Origin of the sequence: Photobacterium sp. BZF1 (assembly GCF_014349205.1) — a bacterium.
Lineage (GTDB): Bacteria > Pseudomonadota > Gammaproteobacteria > Enterobacterales > Vibrionaceae > Photobacterium.
In genome coordinates this window covers 13481-29324 of sequence record NZ_JACSOF010000080.1, presented here as the reverse complement: position 1 = coordinate 29324, position 15844 = coordinate 13481, and the positions used below count along the sequence as shown (strand labels likewise).

14 protein-coding genes are annotated in these 15844 nt (G+C 45.0%); 11 read left to right on the top strand and 3 right to left on the bottom strand.

Annotation, left to right across the window (positions count from 1 at the left end; translation table 11 throughout):
- The first annotated feature begins 244 nt into the window (after positions 1-244).
- Together parM and BIZ37_RS17765 are read left to right on the top strand one after the other, a co-directional pair.
- Positions 245-1276, top strand: coding sequence for a plasmid segregation protein ParM domain-containing protein (gene parM / locus BIZ37_RS17770; RefSeq protein ID WP_187462615.1), 1032 nt, complete (start codon positions 245-247; stop codon positions 1274-1276).
- Positions 1269-1937, top strand: a complete 669-nt coding sequence (locus BIZ37_RS17765; protein WP_187462614.1) for a hypothetical protein — start codon at positions 1269-1271, stop codon at positions 1935-1937. Before parM ends, BIZ37_RS17765 begins: the two co-directional genes overlap by 8 nt.
- An 85-nt stretch (positions 1938-2022) precedes the next feature.
- Here BIZ37_RS17765 and BIZ37_RS17760 read toward each other — a convergent pair whose 3' ends face one another.
- Positions 2023-3414, bottom strand: a complete 1392-nt coding sequence (locus BIZ37_RS17760) for an MATE family efflux transporter (RefSeq protein ID WP_187462613.1) — start codon at positions 3412-3414, stop codon at positions 2023-2025.
- Positions 3415-3540: 126 nt separating this feature from the next.
- On the opposite strand from BIZ37_RS17760, the gene BIZ37_RS17755 reads away from it, so the two are divergent.
- From BIZ37_RS17755 to BIZ37_RS17730, 6 genes are all read left to right on the top strand, one after another.
- Positions 3541-4413 carry a LysR family transcriptional regulator gene (locus BIZ37_RS17755; RefSeq protein WP_187462612.1) on the top strand — a complete coding sequence of 291 codons (873 nt, stop codon included), beginning with the start codon at positions 3541-3543 and terminating at the stop codon, positions 4411-4413.
- 102 nt (positions 4414-4515) lie between these two features.
- Complete coding sequence (locus tag BIZ37_RS17750) at positions 4516-6486, top strand: alkaline phosphatase D family protein (protein ID WP_187462611.1); 1971 nt, start codon at positions 4516-4518, stop codon at positions 6484-6486.
- A gap of 60 nt (positions 6487-6546) precedes the next feature.
- On the top strand, positions 6547-7146 hold the full coding sequence (locus BIZ37_RS17745; protein WP_255526801.1) for a YceI family protein: 600 nt from the start codon (positions 6547-6549) through the stop codon (positions 7144-7146).
- A gap of 134 nt (positions 7147-7280) precedes the next feature.
- Complete coding sequence (locus tag BIZ37_RS17740) at positions 7281-7898, top strand: fumarylacetoacetate hydrolase family protein (RefSeq protein ID WP_187462610.1); 618 nt, start codon at positions 7281-7283, stop codon at positions 7896-7898.
- Between the two features lie 33 nt (positions 7899-7931).
- A complete protein-coding gene (locus BIZ37_RS17735) occupies positions 7932-8168 on the top strand; it encodes a putative quorum-sensing-regulated virulence factor (protein ID WP_187462609.1) in 237 nt (78 codons plus the stop codon).
- Positions 8143-10167 carry a recombinase family protein gene (locus BIZ37_RS17730; protein WP_187462608.1) on the top strand — a complete coding sequence of 675 codons (2025 nt, stop codon included), beginning with the start codon at positions 8143-8145 and terminating at the stop codon, positions 10165-10167. The genes BIZ37_RS17735 and BIZ37_RS17730 overlap by 26 nt, the downstream gene beginning before the upstream one ends.
- 112 nt (positions 10168-10279) lie before the next feature.
- On the opposite strand, the gene BIZ37_RS17725 is transcribed toward BIZ37_RS17730, so the two are convergent.
- Positions 10280-10582, bottom strand: a complete 303-nt coding sequence (locus tag BIZ37_RS17725; RefSeq protein ID WP_187462617.1) for a hypothetical protein — start codon at positions 10580-10582, stop codon at positions 10280-10282.
- A 2-nt stretch (positions 10583-10584) separates the two neighbouring features.
- Positions 10585-11418: a hypothetical protein gene (locus BIZ37_RS17720; protein WP_187462607.1), complete on the bottom strand. Its 834-nt coding sequence runs from the start codon at positions 11416-11418 to the stop codon at positions 10585-10587.
- Between the two features lie 206 nt (positions 11419-11624).
- On the opposite strand from BIZ37_RS17720, the gene BIZ37_RS17715 reads away from it, so the two are divergent.
- The 3 genes from BIZ37_RS17715 to BIZ37_RS17705 all read left to right on the top strand — a co-directional run bounded on the left by BIZ37_RS17715 (position 11625) and on the right by BIZ37_RS17705 (position 15766).
- Positions 11625-11969, top strand: a complete 345-nt coding sequence (locus tag BIZ37_RS17715) for a hypothetical protein (RefSeq protein ID WP_187462606.1) — start codon at positions 11625-11627, stop codon at positions 11967-11969.
- A gap of 135 nt (positions 11970-12104) precedes the next feature.
- Positions 12105-14411: a class I SAM-dependent DNA methyltransferase gene (locus tag BIZ37_RS17710; RefSeq protein ID WP_187462605.1), complete on the top strand. Its 2307-nt coding sequence runs from the start codon at positions 12105-12107 to the stop codon at positions 14409-14411.
- Positions 14411-15766 (top strand): restriction endonuclease subunit S, encoded by a 1356-nt coding sequence (locus tag BIZ37_RS17705; RefSeq protein ID WP_187462604.1) that lies wholly within the window; start codon positions 14411-14413, stop codon positions 15764-15766. Before BIZ37_RS17710 ends, BIZ37_RS17705 begins: the two co-directional genes overlap by 1 nt.
- Positions 15767-15844: the final 78 nt, after the last annotated feature.

The following is a 15844-nucleotide window of genomic DNA, read 5'->3' as shown; positions in this document are numbered from 1 at the left end:
AAGTTAAACATTCGAATTAAGTGGTTGGTTTAGCAAATTATGACCAAGGTTGGTTGATTGCAGATACTTGCTGTCAAAATAAGCTGATCGACTTGTTTTTACGGAACTTAAATGAATATCTAAGAATATTTTTGTTTTGCTGAACTGCTTCAAATCTCTATCGCTAAGTTTGCCATTGGCCTATGGTTTTTATTTACTTGCGCGCAGACAAATATCTATCTCTCCGAGAAAAAGCAGGTAAACAATGACGCCACGTAAATTTGCGGTTGATGACGGTTCAACCAACGTTAAAGTAAGTTGGATTGGACAGGGTGAACTACATACCGTTATCTCTCCAAACTCCTTCCGTAAAAACTGGAAAAGTGCCGCACTGAGAAAAGACAAGAAGATCTTTAACTATACGATTGGCTCAACCAAATATACCTACGACATGACCTCAGACAAGGCGCTGGAAACAACTCATGTCGACTACCAGTATGATGATTTGAATTTGCTGTCAGTCCACCATGCCTTGCTACAGACTGGCATTGAGCCGGGCCCGGTAAAATTGGTGGTCACCCTGCCAATTACCGAATATTACAACGCTGAAGACTGCCAGAAAAACGAAGCTAAAATAGCGCGTAAGCGTGACAACTTAATGCGCCAAATCGAACTTAACAAAGGTGATTTGTTTGAAATCGTTGATGTTGAGGTCATGCCAGAGAGTTTACCTGCCGTACTTTCTACCCTAACTATGCAGTCTGTTAGCCAGTTCAATCGTTCTTTGGTAATTGATATCGGTGGCACAACACTGGATATGGGGGTGATTGTCGGTGAGTTCGATGATGTCTCAGCCATCTATGGCAACAACGAAATCGGTGTATCCATGGTGACGGACGTAGCGCGCAAGTCACTGGCTGTTGCTGATAGCGACTCAAGCTACTTGGTGGCAAACGAACTTATCAAGCAACGTGATAACCTAGATTTTGTCCGTGAAGTGGTAAATGACGAAAGCCAGATTCCAGTTATCCTCGACAAAATCGACACCAAGATTGATGAACTGGGTAAGCAAGTCGCTTATGAAGCGAAGAAGTTCGCCAAGAACCCAAACCGTGTGTATTTGGTTGGTGGTGGCGCGAGCTTGATCTATCCGGCTGTACAAAAAGCCTATGAGACTTTGGGCGAGCGAGTAGTGCTGGTGGATGAGCCACAAGAGGCGTTAGCACGCGAGCTTTGCTTGTATCATGCAGACGGTGAGGCCGTGAATATGCCAGAGCAAGAGGCTGTCAATGGCTGATCGCTTGAAGCGGATAAATTACTCGATTTATCTCGACCCGCTGAACAATCCCGCAGATCTTTACGCGAGCAAAGTGCTTCATCAGTGGGCTGATGACTTCTCGCGCTGGAAAGCTGAGTCTGCCGAAGAAAATGGCTTGGCATTAATCAATGCTCGGAATGTTCAGAAACAAGTTTACCTAAGTGGCTTGTTCCTGCATCTGCTAAGCCCTGAGCTGTCTCAGCAACTGAGTTTGCAAGTGACAGAGGCACAGGTGTCGGCGTCCACATTAGAGAGAACATTGAATGGGTTGGGTCTTTTGGCAGAGGGCTCTGATCCCAAGAGTACCCAGCCAGGACAACATGATTTGCTTCAGGCTATTAAGGACTCGATTGTAGAGCAAGTTCAAGCTGAAGCTAGCCATACCCGAGAGCACCTTTCGGCGCAAAGGCAATACCCTGAGCAAACAGAGTTGTTGAAACGGCTAGAGGAACAGTCGCAGGAGCTCGCTGAACTGAAGAAATTGCTAACAGCTCAGACTGAGTTGATTCGTAAGCTATCGAGTGACAACGTTCGCTCTCCGGTGGGTCAATCAGAAAAACAGCAGCAAGATACGCCTGTTGTTGATCTCAATGAGCGCCTTGCCCATGTGCAGAAAATCAAGAAAAAAGGGATTTTCTAGGCCAAAGACTGAAGGATGAACCCTTAAAAAAGTACACGCCCAAAGCGTGTACTTTTTTATCTGGGTGTTTTTGACCGGGTCTTGGTTAAGCAGTCACAGCGTTGAAAGAAATATCACTACGCTGTTTTTTCTGAATATCTTTCCAAACCAGAGGTACAACAATAGCGGCTAGCAGGATATTCGATAGCGGCACCGACAGCCAAACGCCATTGACCCCCAACCACTGCGGTAAAAAGTATAAGAATGGCAGTTGAACCAGCATGTTGCCGGCAGAAATCCCCAGTGCTTTGCCGCCTTGGTTAACCGACATGAAGTAAACAGAAGCCAGTGCAATAAAGCCATCTAAGAACATGGCAAACAGGTGTAGGCGCAACCCGTTAACTGTTTCGGTGGCAAGGGCTGGGTCGCTGTTGCTGAACAAGCCCACTAAAGTATTCGGGAACAGGTTTAGGAAGATCACTGAAGTGATCCCTGTTAGCACAACGACTTTACTGGCAAGGATCAGTGTTGCCCGGATCTTCTTGCCATGACCTGCACCATAGTAATAACTGACGGGCGGTTGCATACCACTGGCGATACCTTCTGCCAGCAGGTAGTACATGGTCATCAAGTAGCCCACAATGGCAAACGCCCCAACATGGACGGCACTGCCGTAATCCATGAATAGCTTGTTGTGTACGGCAACGATAAAACTGAAATAGGCATACATGAACAAGCTGGATGTTCCAAGGCTTACCGCATTACCTGCGATTCGGAAGTTAAACTTCAGCGTTCTTAGGCTGAGCCTTAGTTTTGAGTAGTGCGTAAAAAAATAGCCTACCGCCGCAACGGTGATAGAAATTTGTGCAATGATGGTTGCAATGGCTGCACCTTTGAGGCCCATATCCAGATGGGCAATGAAAATATAATCGAGGATGATATTTATCACAGCACCCGCCATCATCAGTGCGGTCGAGAAGTTAGGGCTGTCATCGTTACGAATGAGCATCGGCAAGGCACCTGCGGCAATCGTAAATACGGCACCCCAAGTAAATACTTCGATGTAGGCGCTGCCCATTGCTAGTGGTGTACCTGTTGCGCCCTGTGCGAGTAGTAGCGAAGGTGCAATCATGGTCAGCAACGCCATCACGAGTAAACCAAAAATAGCGATTAGGCCTAGTCCGGTTGATAGTGCCTGTTGCGCTTTATTTTGGTTACCTTCACCTTTGTAAATTGAGATCAGGCTGCCGGTGCCCATGCCAACAAGTAAGCCGAGTCCGGCAATAAGGCCGACAATCGGCCAAGCCATATTGATACCCGCTAAGCCTTCAAAACCAATGTAGTGGCCAACGAAAATACCATCAATAACTTGATATAAGCCGTTGACCAGCATGGCAGCGACGGAAGGGATCGCGTATCGCCAAAATGTTTTGCGAATACTCTTGTTATCGATAGCGGTGTTTGGCTGTGATGAATCTGGGGAGATGTTCTGTTGCATTGGTATATTAGGCTTTTATGACTTTGAAACCATTATCGCTATTTTCAAGATTGATTGAAGTTAGTATCCATCCGCTTTTCGGATAGAATAAGAAGGAAAAGATCAGACAAAAATGGGAGCTGCAACGTGAATTGGACAATCGATCAATTGGAAGCCTTTGTTTCTGCGGTGAAGTATGGCTCTTTTTCTGCAGCAGCAAGGCATCTTGGCAAAGCCCAGTCAAGGGTGAGTACCGCGATTAACAATCTTGAGTTGGACTTGGGGTTTGAGTTGTTTGACCGGAGCGCCCGTTTACCGGTATTAACTGCTTCAGGTGAAGAGATGTATATTGAAGCCCAGACGGTGCTTGCACAGTGTCAGCGATTATCGGCCAGGGCCATGACGGTATCCTCGGGCGAGGAGGCTTCGTTCACCATCGCGATTGATGAAGCGGTACCGGTTACCGCATTCGAGAGCCTGTTTGCTTTACTGGCAGAGCGCTACCCACTACTGAAGCTGACGATTATCAATGGCTCTCAGCAGGATATCTCCCAATGGGTCGAGGCAGAAAAAGCCGATCTAGGGGTATTGTTTCACCAAGATGTTTTGCCTGAGAGTTTGGAGTTCACCTCAATAGGCCAATTCAAGCATGCCTTAATTGTGTCGAAGGCACACCCACTAGCCAATATACCGGTTCCGAAAATTTCTGACCTCACCCAGTACCGACAACTTGTTATCCGTGATCGGATGGGGGTAGGCAAAGCTCAACCCATATCGTCCAACTACTGGCATATTGACTCCTATTATTTGATCTCGTCGATGGTGATACGTGGAATAGGCTGGGCTTTGGTTCCGGAGCACGTTGCCAAGGAAATATGGTATGTGGATGAACTCGTGGAGCTATCCTGTGATGAAATCCCAGAGCCTCTTCTGGTAGAAATGGGCGTAGTGAAGCGCAGGGACAAAGGGGTTGGCAGGGTGATGGACTGGGTGTATACCGAATTGGCGAACATTTTCTAGCAGCATATCAATTTATAGTTATCTTTATTAAACAATTTCTTGCTGCTAATGTCGTACCTATATCACAGTGAAAAATAAAGAAGTAAAGAGTACTGCCAAGCTATGACCGTTGAATCACCGCTAACTACAAGCCAAGCCACCTCAAAGCCTTTGCCCCTTGTTCTTGCTGGGCCAATATTGCGAAAGGTAACACCTCGCGAGTTGACGTTGTGGTTTGCGGTCTCACGCCCTCTTGAAGGAAGTTTTACTCTCTACCAGCAGACAAACCAAAGGGAGCTGTTTTCAGGTTGTCTATCGCAAGGTAAGCATATCCAAATTGGTGTGCGCGCTTGGGTATACCAAGTGACCTATAGCGGTGACTTTCCTGCTGATAATCCATTGGAGTACCAAATTGAAACACAGGATGGCTTACTCACTGAGCTCATGCCAGATCTGCTCTATGAGGGTGAATCACGCCCAGCCTTTATCATCAGGACTCAAGCTGACTATGTGATGCATGGCTCTTGCCGAAACCCGCATTATCCCAGCAAAGACAGCCTTGTGGCGGCGGATGTCAAAGTTGCAGGCCAAAACATTACTGACAGGCCATCATTGCTCATGATGAGCGGTGATCAGATCTATGCCGATCATGTTGCGGGCTCGACCCTTGATAGTATTCATCAGGTTATCGATTTGCTTGGCCTATATGATGAAGATTTCGACAAGGCACCAGTCGCCAATACTAAGGAACTACTCAATCACGCTGATAACTTCTATGGCAGAGACAAACTGTTACCGCAATACCTAGAAGGCGGTGAAGATATCATTGAACGTTTTCCTAGCGTTGCTAATTGGCTGAGGCGCAAATCTCCAGTTTTTAGCTCCCGTGAATCAGGAAATCACTTGATCACCCTGAGTGAATTTAACGCCATGTACTTGCTGGTGTGGTCGCCGGAACTGTGGAAAATGGTCGATAACTCTCGGCTAGAGAAAAATAGATTTCAATGGCCTGGCAATAAGTTGGAAGCGAATACCTTAGAAGCGAAGTGGCAAACCCTTTGGGCTGATGAAAAAGTGCAGATCGATCAGTTTGTCGAAGGGCTACCTCAAGTCCGTCGCTTAATGGCACATATTCCTACCTATATGATTTTTGATGATCACGATATAACGGACGATTGGAATCTGACCGTGGGGTGGGAGCAAGCGGCTTATCATAACCATTTCTCACGGAGGATCATCGGTAACGGATTGATCAGTTATTGGCTATGTCAGGGCTGGGGAAATGCACCTGAGAATTTTGACTCAATATTTCATAGCCATGTAGATACCTATTTCACTCAGCCCGGCAGCGATAGCCAAGATAGCCTGATTGACTACCTCTACCGGTTTGAGCAATGGCATTACACTATCAATACGACGCCGAAAATGCTGGTCTTAGATACCCGAACCCGCCGCTGGCGCTCGGAGTCCAAGATGAACAAGCCGTCTGGTTTGATGGACTGGGAAGCACTGAGCGAACTGCAAATATCTTTGATGAATGAACCGGCGGTCATCTTGGTTTCTGCTGCGCCTATGTTCGGGGTGAAGTTCATTGAGTCTTTACAGCGCGGGATGACATGGTTAGGGCAACCACTGCTAATCGATGCCGAAAATTGGATGGCGCACCCGGGTTCGGCCAATACCCTGATTAGTATTTTCACCCATACCAAAACACCGACAAACTTTGTGATCCTCTCTGGTGATGTGCACTATTCGTTTGCCTATGACGTTAAGCTACGTTTTCGAAACTGTAGCCCCAACATTTACCAGATCACCTCGAGCGGCATAAAAAATGAGTTCCCTAATGCCTTGCTGCGGGTTTGTGATTTCATGGACCGGATGCTCTATAGCCCCCGCTCGCCACTTAATTGGCTCACCAAACGTAAGCGCCTTAAAATCTTCAAGCGCGATCCTGACTTGCCGGGCAATCACCGCTTAATCAATCGTAGTGCTATCGGTGAAGTTAGGCTGGATAGCGAAGGAAAGCCTGTCGATATCGCGATTTTGACTGCTGAAGGGGAGAGGGTGAGCTTTCCACCCATTAACGCAAAATAAATTACTGACCTATATTTTCTAAGTGATATTTCAAAGAAATAACAAGAGAAGGGGAAGTCAATGGCGGTAACGTGGAAGAAGCAATTAATAATGGGTGGTGTTTCTGCAGCTTTGATTTTGAGTGCTAGCAGTGTATGGGCCAGTTGGAAGTTAGATAGTAACCAATCTTCTGTAGGTTTTTCATCGGTCAAGAACGATAGCGTGATGGAACAACATGGTTTTCGCAATTTGAGTGGTTCTATTTCTGACAGTGGAGATGTATCGCTATCGATTGATTTGACCAGTGTTGATACCAAGATTCAGATCCGTGATGAGCGAATGAAGAAAGAGCTTTTTCATACTGAAAAGTTTCCACTAACGAATATTGAAGCCAAAGTAGATAGTGAGGCTATCAGCGGGTTAGGGGCAGGGGAAACCTTGGTACAAGATGTCGAGTTCAAACTCGATCTACATGGTAAGGAAGAAACGCTGAATGCCAAAGTGCAAGTCACTGGCCTGGATGAAGGCGGTTTACTGGTTTCTACAATTACCCCGGTAGAAGTGCAAGCAGGCAGTTTTGGTCTCGATGAAGGGGTAGGCAAGCTTAAAGAAATCGCAAAACTCAACTCGATTTTGTTGACGGTCCCGGTCAATGCCAATTTGGTATTTGTTGCCGATTAATGAAGTAGATAAGAGTCGGTGAACTATATCTAAAGCCAATACCTTTTATGCTTGTTTTTTTCTAAGCCGACCATTGTCGGCTTTTTTTATCGGTGATACTTTGCTATTTCAAGGAAATGTTGAAAGGGATTGAAATGAATACAGTTATCGTCGACAAACAAGCCGTTACGCCAAACAAAGTTGTGTGTGTGGGCCGAAATTACGTTGCCCATATCCATGAGTTAGGTAATGAAGTCCCTGATGAGATGGTACTCTTTACCAAACCTAACTCAGCGATCTCCGAGGGGCTGCTAGCTGCTCATCGCGGTGATGAGCTTCATTATGAGGCGGAGCTGTCTTACCTTTACCGCAATGGCCGCTTTGATGCTGTCGCAGTGGGGCTCGATCTCACCAAGCGCGGCGTTCAAAGCAAATTAAAGGAAAAAGGGTTGCCTTGGGAGCGCAGCAAAGCATTTGATGGTTCAGCCCTGTTTAGTGAGTTTGTCCCTTTGCCTTCAGAAGATTTGGGTGAGCTAGGCTTACGGCTGTTTATTGATGATGAATTGACCCAATCAGGGACTGTTTCATTGATGATTTATTCACCTGACGTGATTTTACAAGAAGTTCAAACCTTCATGACGCTGAATGATGGTGATATTGTGATGACAGGTACACCTTCTGGTGTGGGCAAAGTCAAGGCTGGCAGTCAGTATAAGGCGCAGGTTATAGCAGGAGAACAAGCTATCGTTTCCGCTTGCTGGGTCGCTAGCTAGGGCTTTGACATGCCGTAATGAGAATAGCTAAACGTGTTTGATAAAGAAAAAATCGTAAAGTTAGCCAATGTGAAGATGCCATTTGGCAAGTATGCCGGGCGGGTCATCATTGACCTGCCGGAAGAATACCTGTTGTGGTTTGCTAATAAAAAACAGTTTCCCTCAGGCGAATTGGGTGATTTAATGCAGCTCTGTTTGGCTCTCAAGATTGAGGGCTTAGATTCTGTTGTGAAGCCACTGAAAAATGTTAACTACCCCAAAAATCTATAACTATGCTCGCGTTAGCACCACCAAGCAGATACACGGCGCTGGTTTAGAAACGCAGCAGCAAAAAAGCGTCCTTGAAAACCTATCGCAAGAACATAGCCTTCCTATTCACGATGAGAACTTCGTCGATCAGGGTCTAAGCGCGTACCACGGGAAGCACAAAGAAGGAGCGCTTGGCGTTGTGTTGTCGCGAATCGATAGTGGTGAAATTCCTGAGGGTAGTATTCTTGTCGTTTTCTCTCTCGACCGCCTTTCGCGAGAAACCGTGAATATCGCAATGGAGCAACTGCTTAGGATCATCAACCGAGGTGTGCGTGTGTATACGCATATTGATGGCAAGTTGTTTGACGCCAAGAGTCAACATCTGGCAGCCGATCTCATTATCTCGTTGATTACTATGCAGCGAGCAAACGAGGAGTCAGAAACCAAATCAAAGCGAACGATTAGTGCTTCAAAAGTCGCTTTGAAACGTTGGAAGGAAACTAGCGAGTCACAACGTAATCTTGGGCGCACGCCACTTTGGATCGATCAGAGTACAAATACGTTTAACATCAATGCAGAAGGCGTCAAAAAAGCGGTTGAAATGAAGATTGCTGGATACGGCGACTTAAAAATCAAGCAATATCTTGATGCCAACTTCGAGTACAAGCCGACAAGGAAAAAGGGACGCGTCAAACAAGCAAATACATGGGATTATACTGCCATCTACCAACTGTGGGATAGGCGCTCACTGTTCGGTGAGAAAACCTTCACGATAGAGGGGGTGGAATATGTCATGGAAAACTATTATCCAGCACTGATTGATGAAGATACGTTTTTAAAGTTGCAAGCTTCAAAGAAAAAAAGGCAGGGTAGAGAAACAAGCAGTGGCAAAATCCCACTTCTAAAAAGTCTTTGTCGTTGTGGAATTTGCGGCGGCTCGATGGTGTTCGTTGATAAAGGCGGCAGCCGAGTTAACTACGTTTGTAATTTAGCCATGAAGGGCGAGCATGATAGAGAAGTATATAACGTAAATATGCTGGATATCTTGACGTTGGAAATATGTAAGGATGCTTACCTTACAGAATCTGATAATGCTAATAATACCTTTGTAGAAAATGAAAAAATAAAAACTGAAGCAGAGTTGGTAGAAGAACGAAAAGTACTAGATGAACTTGTAGCTCGTTTTAAATTAAAAAGATCGAACGCGATTTTAGACCTTATTGGAGATAGTGAGAATAAAATTGACGAGCTTGAAGCCAAGCTAGATGCCCTTAACAATGCTGATGTGATCTTAAGTGCAGATGAGTTAGCCAGCTTACCTGATATTTTTACCGATGATGTTCGAAAAGACTACTTACACCCTGAAAGGTTGGCAATTCGCAATAACCTCTATCGTTTTATTTCTTCAATTACTCTGAATCGTATGTTTGAACCTTGCAGTGATGCCAAGACGAAGTTTGCCAACTGCGTCGATATCACTTGGCACTTCAAAAATGGTCAAAAGCGAAGGCTTGCGATGTTGCCCTACGAGTACACAAAGACTGAAGGTGGTGGCAAAGGGCTTTATCTGCCATTCGTGTATATGTATTGCAGCAAAAACCTTCTCAAAGTAGAAGATGGTGATCAGCTTTTGTCAGATATTTTGACGAAACTTCACAAATTAGACTTAACGAAGTGTCTGTATCCGAGTAAAGGCCAGTACCAATGGAACCGACGTACTCTAGAGTGTGGTAAAACCTATTGGGTTCCGCTTGATGAGGGCGTGTTTTTAGAACCCGAGGCGTTGCAGTTTGATTTTGGAGGTATTCATACTGAAAAGTCAATACCCGTAAATTACATTTCCTTAATGTTTAACCACCTCAGTGAAAAAGTGGAATATGCGCATTATTATCCATTATCTAAGTTCAGCGATTTAGCCCGAGGGTTTAATTTCGTAGAAAGTTATGATTTTTATGACACCTTGCGAGACAATACTTTCGATCAAGAACTTTACTTATCGCGAGACCTTTTGATGTCGTGAGAGTTGCGTTTAGTAAGGCAGATATAATCTAATAGGCATTGTATTTGCTTCACTTCAAGCAACCTCGGTTCAGCTTTCATTTAGGAGTTGAACCGAGGTTTGAGCTTTATATTTATACCTTCTGCTTCTTTTGCTGTTTGGCAACACGCTCAGCCATCGCAGCTTGAAATTTTTTCGTTTTCTCGACTCTTGCTATCAGAGTGCGTTTATAAGCTTTAATTTTCCCTGCATCTTGTTCTTTTCCTTCAAGGAAGTTTTTTATCATAGAGTCAGTCCAGTTGTGGCACTGCTTTAATCCAGTTTTTGAAATCCATATTTTGTGCCATTCTTGGCTGCGTAGTTCTTGTTGTAGGCGACCGTATTCGCGTCTTTCAGTTTCAGAATATCGATGCCACTTTCCATTGTAGTAAGGCATATTTAAATAATTTCGTTTTTAATTTTATTTATACTTTCTGTTTGTGATGGTGACGTATTTTTTATTTTTAGTTCTTTATACGTTTTCAGTAACCTATTTTTCTGACGCTTCAATTGTCTTTCGTCATGCGCTTCTTTTGCTTTTAACCACTTATCGAACTGCGTTTGCATTTGCTTTATTAGTTTCTCAATTTCAAGGACTTCTGTGGCTTTTTGGTATTGGTACTGCCACGTTGATAGCCTACGTCCTTTTTCTTTCTCGATAGGATCATAGGTGCGATGGTCGATGCCAACATGCTTAAGCACTGCTTGATTGAACGCTTGCTTTATTAGTTTTGTTGATTTCTTCTGCTGAAGTTCTTTTAATACTTTGCCACCTATAACCTTTCCTATAATAAGGTGAATATGGTCGCCACTTCCTTTGGTGCCGTCTTGCTTTTGTTGGTGTAGCACTGCTCGAATTTGTTGTCTGTATTGAGCGAACTCAGATTTATTCAGCTTGCAGAGTTTTGCGAGTGCTAAACAGCAATCTTTTACTATTGACTGCCATTGCTCTATAGACGGACGGTACCCCTTTGGTAACGTAAGGCAATACTCCATGGCGTAGCTCGATAACGGGCGACCGCCTTTGTGGTTATAGAGTTGTTGGTTGAGTCTGAATTGCTCACCTGCGAGGGCGATTCGATTTGAAGTTTCTGCGCAACCGAAGATAGAGATCAGATCATCGGTATACTTGTGGTTCGTATGTATTTTATTGAGTAAGTAACGTTCGCGCATCATTACGCCATCAGTACCGAGGCGTACTGGTTGTGTTGTTACAGTCCAGTTTTTAATCATGAGATATGTTTTCTATAAACATAGAAAATTATTTTTGTAGATTCAAACAACTTAAAATCAACTTGTTATGCGGGGTGGTGGTTCCAGATAGGACAACGCTTCGCATTGTCACTGGCAAGAAGGGCGACCCTTCTTGACTACCCCCTTCAAAACCCCGTCATTATTTGAAGAGAGAAAAAATAATTATTATTCTTTAAATAAACGTTATGAAAAAAGAAATTTCCGCATCGGAAATGATCCAACTTTTGTGTGACTTGGAAGATCTTGAAGTCACCAACCTTGAGAGTTTAGTGCTTGAAGGAGCAATTAACGCTGGTTTTGTTACCGAGGGTGATTCTGTGAAGAATCTTTACAGACGAGCATGGGTCAAAAAAGTAACAGAACATGCTAATGATGCTTATAAGTTAGAAGATGTCGCAACTGGCGAAAACTTGGCTGCAACGATCGAGAACGTAAAAGCGCTATTGAAAGCGAGAGAGAGTAAAGTCAATGAAATATTGGAATTACTCGCTAAACAAATATTAGATGCAACACCGCCGTACAAAAACTGATTGGATTCAGTAGCAATTTATATTTGGCTATTTGATTCAAGCGTCCGTAAGGGCGCTTTTTTGTTTCATGTCGCTGTCTCTATGAGATAGGTAGGGTATAATCTCCCCAATTTTCGTCAGATTGACTACAGAACAATGACTAACAACAATTTCTCCCAAACCGCTGCCTTTATCTGGTCGGTGGCTGACCTGCTTCGTGGTGACTTCAAACAATCTCAATACGGCCGCGTGATCCTGCCGTTTACCCTGCTTCGTCGTCTTGAGTGTGTGCTTGAGCCAAGCAAAGAGGCCGTGGTTGCGGAACATGAGCGCATCAAAGCGATGAACCTGCCAGAAGAAGCGCAGGAAAAGTTCTTGCTCCGTGCAACACAGTCACCAGTGCAGCCTGATGGTTTGTCCTTCTTCAACACCTCGCCAATGAACCTTGGCAAGATGGGGCAAAGCAACATCAAGGCGAACCTTGAGAAGTACGTGCAGTCATTCTCCAAAGATGCGCGTGAGATCTTCGAGCACTTCAAGTTCGATGAATTTGTTGGACTACTGGAAGATGCCAACCTACTTTACAAAGTGGTGAAGAAGTTCGCTACCACCGACCTTAGCCCAAGCAATATCTCAAACTATGAGATGGGCTTGGTTTTTGAAGAGTTGATCCGCCGCTTTGCAGAAAGCTCGAACGAAACCGCTGGTGAACACTTTACCCCGCGTGACATCGTGCGCCTGACTACCTCTTTGGTATTTATGGAAGACGATGAAGCCCTAACCAAAGATGGCATCATCCGCACCATCTATGACCCAACAGCGGGTACAGGCGGCTTCCTCTCTTCAGGAATGGAATACGTGCACGAACTCAACCCAAAAGCGGTGATGCGTGCGTTTGGTCAGGAACTAAACCCAGAGTCCTACGCTATCTGTAAAGCAGATATGCTGATCAAAGGGCAAGATGTTAGCCGTATCAAGCTAGGCAACACCCTGTCGAATGACCAACTGCCAGCCGACAAGTTTGACTACATGCTGTCTAACCCGCCGTTTGGTGTGGATTGGAAAAAGATTGAGGGCGAAATCAAAGACGAGCACGAGCAAAAAGGCTTTGATGGACGCTTTGGCGCAGGCTTGCCGCGTGTGTCTGATGGCTCGTTGCTCTTTTTGATGCACCTTATCAGCAAGATGCGTGGTAAGAAGAACGTCGATAATCAAGTTACCGATGGTGGTCGTATCGGCATCATCCTAAACGGCTCACCACTGTTCACGGGCGGTGCGGGCAGCGGTGAAAGTGAAATCCGTCGCTACATCTTAGAAGCTGACCTGCTTGAAGCCATTGTCGCGCTGCCAACCGACATGTTCTACAACACAGGTATTGCGACTTACGTTTGGGTACTGACCAACAAGAAAGACCCAGAGCGTAAAGGCAAAGTACAGCTTATCAATGGTGCCAACCTCAGCAGCAAAATGCGTAAGTCGCTAGGCTCTAAGCGTCACTTCCTGACTGATGATGAAATCCGCGCTATCACCAAGAACTTTGGTGACTTTGTTGAAGCCGATACGCTAACAGAAAGCAGCAAACCACTAACCGCTAAGATTTTCGATACGCACGAGTTTGGCTACCGCCGCCTAACCATCGAACGCCCACTGCGTTTGTCAGCGCAAATCACCGATGCAGCGGTGGAATCACTGCGCTTTGCACCTAAGCCATTTAATGCTGTGATGCAGGCTATCTTTGATCAGTTTGGCAGTGAATGGACAGAAGATACATACGGCTCATTGATAGACGTAGAAGCCGAAGTGCGTGCGTTGATCAAAGCAGACTTCCCAGAGCTGAAAGAAAAGCAAATCAAAGATGTGCTGGACAGCAAACTGTGGCTAAGCCAGAAAGCCCTGATGGATGCAGCAAAAGCTCTGCAAGTTGCCGTTGGCGACAAACTGGGTGGAAAGGCACAGCAATCAGACGACTTTAACCAGTTTGAGCTGACGCTGAAAGGCGCGTTCAAGGCTACTGGCATCAAGTTTGATGCCAAGCAGAAGAAACAGTTTACCGATGCGATTACTTGGAAGAAACAAGACGCTGAGCCTGTAATCAAGAAAGTGCTGAAAGAAGACGCACAGCCGCTTTACGGTGCTTTTGACTATAAAGGTAAGGTCGTTGAGTTCCAACAAGATGGCGACCTGCGTGACAACGAGAACGTACCACTTGATCCAAGTGTGAGCACATCAACCCTGATCGAGAGCTACTTCAAGCGCGAAGTTCAGCCACACGTTGCCGATGCGTGGATTAACGCAGACAAGCGCGATGACAAAGACAATGAAATTGGTGTGGTGGGTTATGAAATCCCATTCAACCGCCATTTCTATGTTTACCAACCACCGCGTGCACTGGAAGCGATTGATGCCGATTTGGATGCAGTGAGTGCCGACATTATGAAGCTACTTCAAGAGGTGCATTCGTAATGGGTAAGCAACATGAATACTCTGAATACCAGAGTACCGGAATCGCTTGGTGCGGCAAGGTACCTGCTCATTGGTCGCTTGTCCCTTGTAGAGCTGCTGTGGATCACGTAGTCGAGAAGAATCACGATGGCAAGGTGCAAAACTATTTATCAGTTATGGCAAACGTAGGTGTAATTCCCTACGAAGAAAAGGGTGATATTGGTAATAAAAAACCTGATGATCTGAGTAAGTGCAAATTGGTCAGGAAAGGTCAGCTTGTTATCAATAGTATGAACTATTCGATTGGTTCCTATGGCATGTCTGACTATGATGGAGTGTGTAGTCCTGTTTATATAATTTTGCAAGCGAATACAGATACTCTACATAAGAGATTTGCCTTAAGGGTTTTTGAAAATACTCCTTTTCAGAAACACTTGGCTACGTTTGGTAATGGTATCTTGGCACACCGAGCTGCAATCGGCTGGGATGACATCAAAGGTCAATATATTCCGGTTCCACCAATGGAAGAGCAGGAGAAAATACTCCACTTCCTCGATCACGAAACTGCCAAAATCGACACCTTGATCGAAAAGCAGCAGCAACTGATTAAGCTTCTGAAGGAAAAGCGCCAAGCGGTGATCAGCCATGCGGTGACTAAGGGCTTGAACCCTGAAGCACCAATGAAAGATTCTGGTGTGGCGTGGTTAGGCGAAGTGCCTGAGCATTGGAAATTAACACTCTTTAAGTATTTGGTAAGTCAGATGGGCGGGGGTACTCCAGACAAAGGCAATGTTTCTTTCTGGAATGGGGACATACCTTGGGTTTCTCCCAAGGATATGAAAGTTGACTATATTTCCACATCGCAAGACTTCATTACCGATGCTGCTGTCAAAAACTCATCAACAAAGCTGGTTCCAGAACAGAGCATACTAATGGTCGTTAGAGGGATGATATTGATTCATTCTGTACCTGTCGCTTTAACAACAAAGCCCGTAACGATAAATCAAGATATGAAGGCACTAATCCCAAATAAAGATATACAGCCAGAGTTCTTGTTGTTTTTCTTGAAAGGCATTAAAGACTACATCTTAGACTTCGTGGAAACATCGGCTCATGGCACAAAATGCTTGAGAACAGAAGATTTTGAAAATATGCAATTGTTTGTTCCACCAATTGATGAGCAAGTGGTCATTTTGTCTTCAATAAAAACAAGTTTGGATAAATTAGATTCGCTAATTCAAAAAGCAGAACAAGCTATCATCTTAATGTCGGAACGGCGAACTGCATTAATCTCTGCTGCTGTAACAGGCAAGATTGACGTGCGTAACTGGCAAGCACCAACATCCCAAGATCAAGCGTTGGAACAAACCGCTTAAAAGTATTGCCACTCTTCGCTTGAGTGGCTTTCCCTGCCTACTTGGCGTTGCAGCGGTGTTGGCTGGCACTCGCAAACC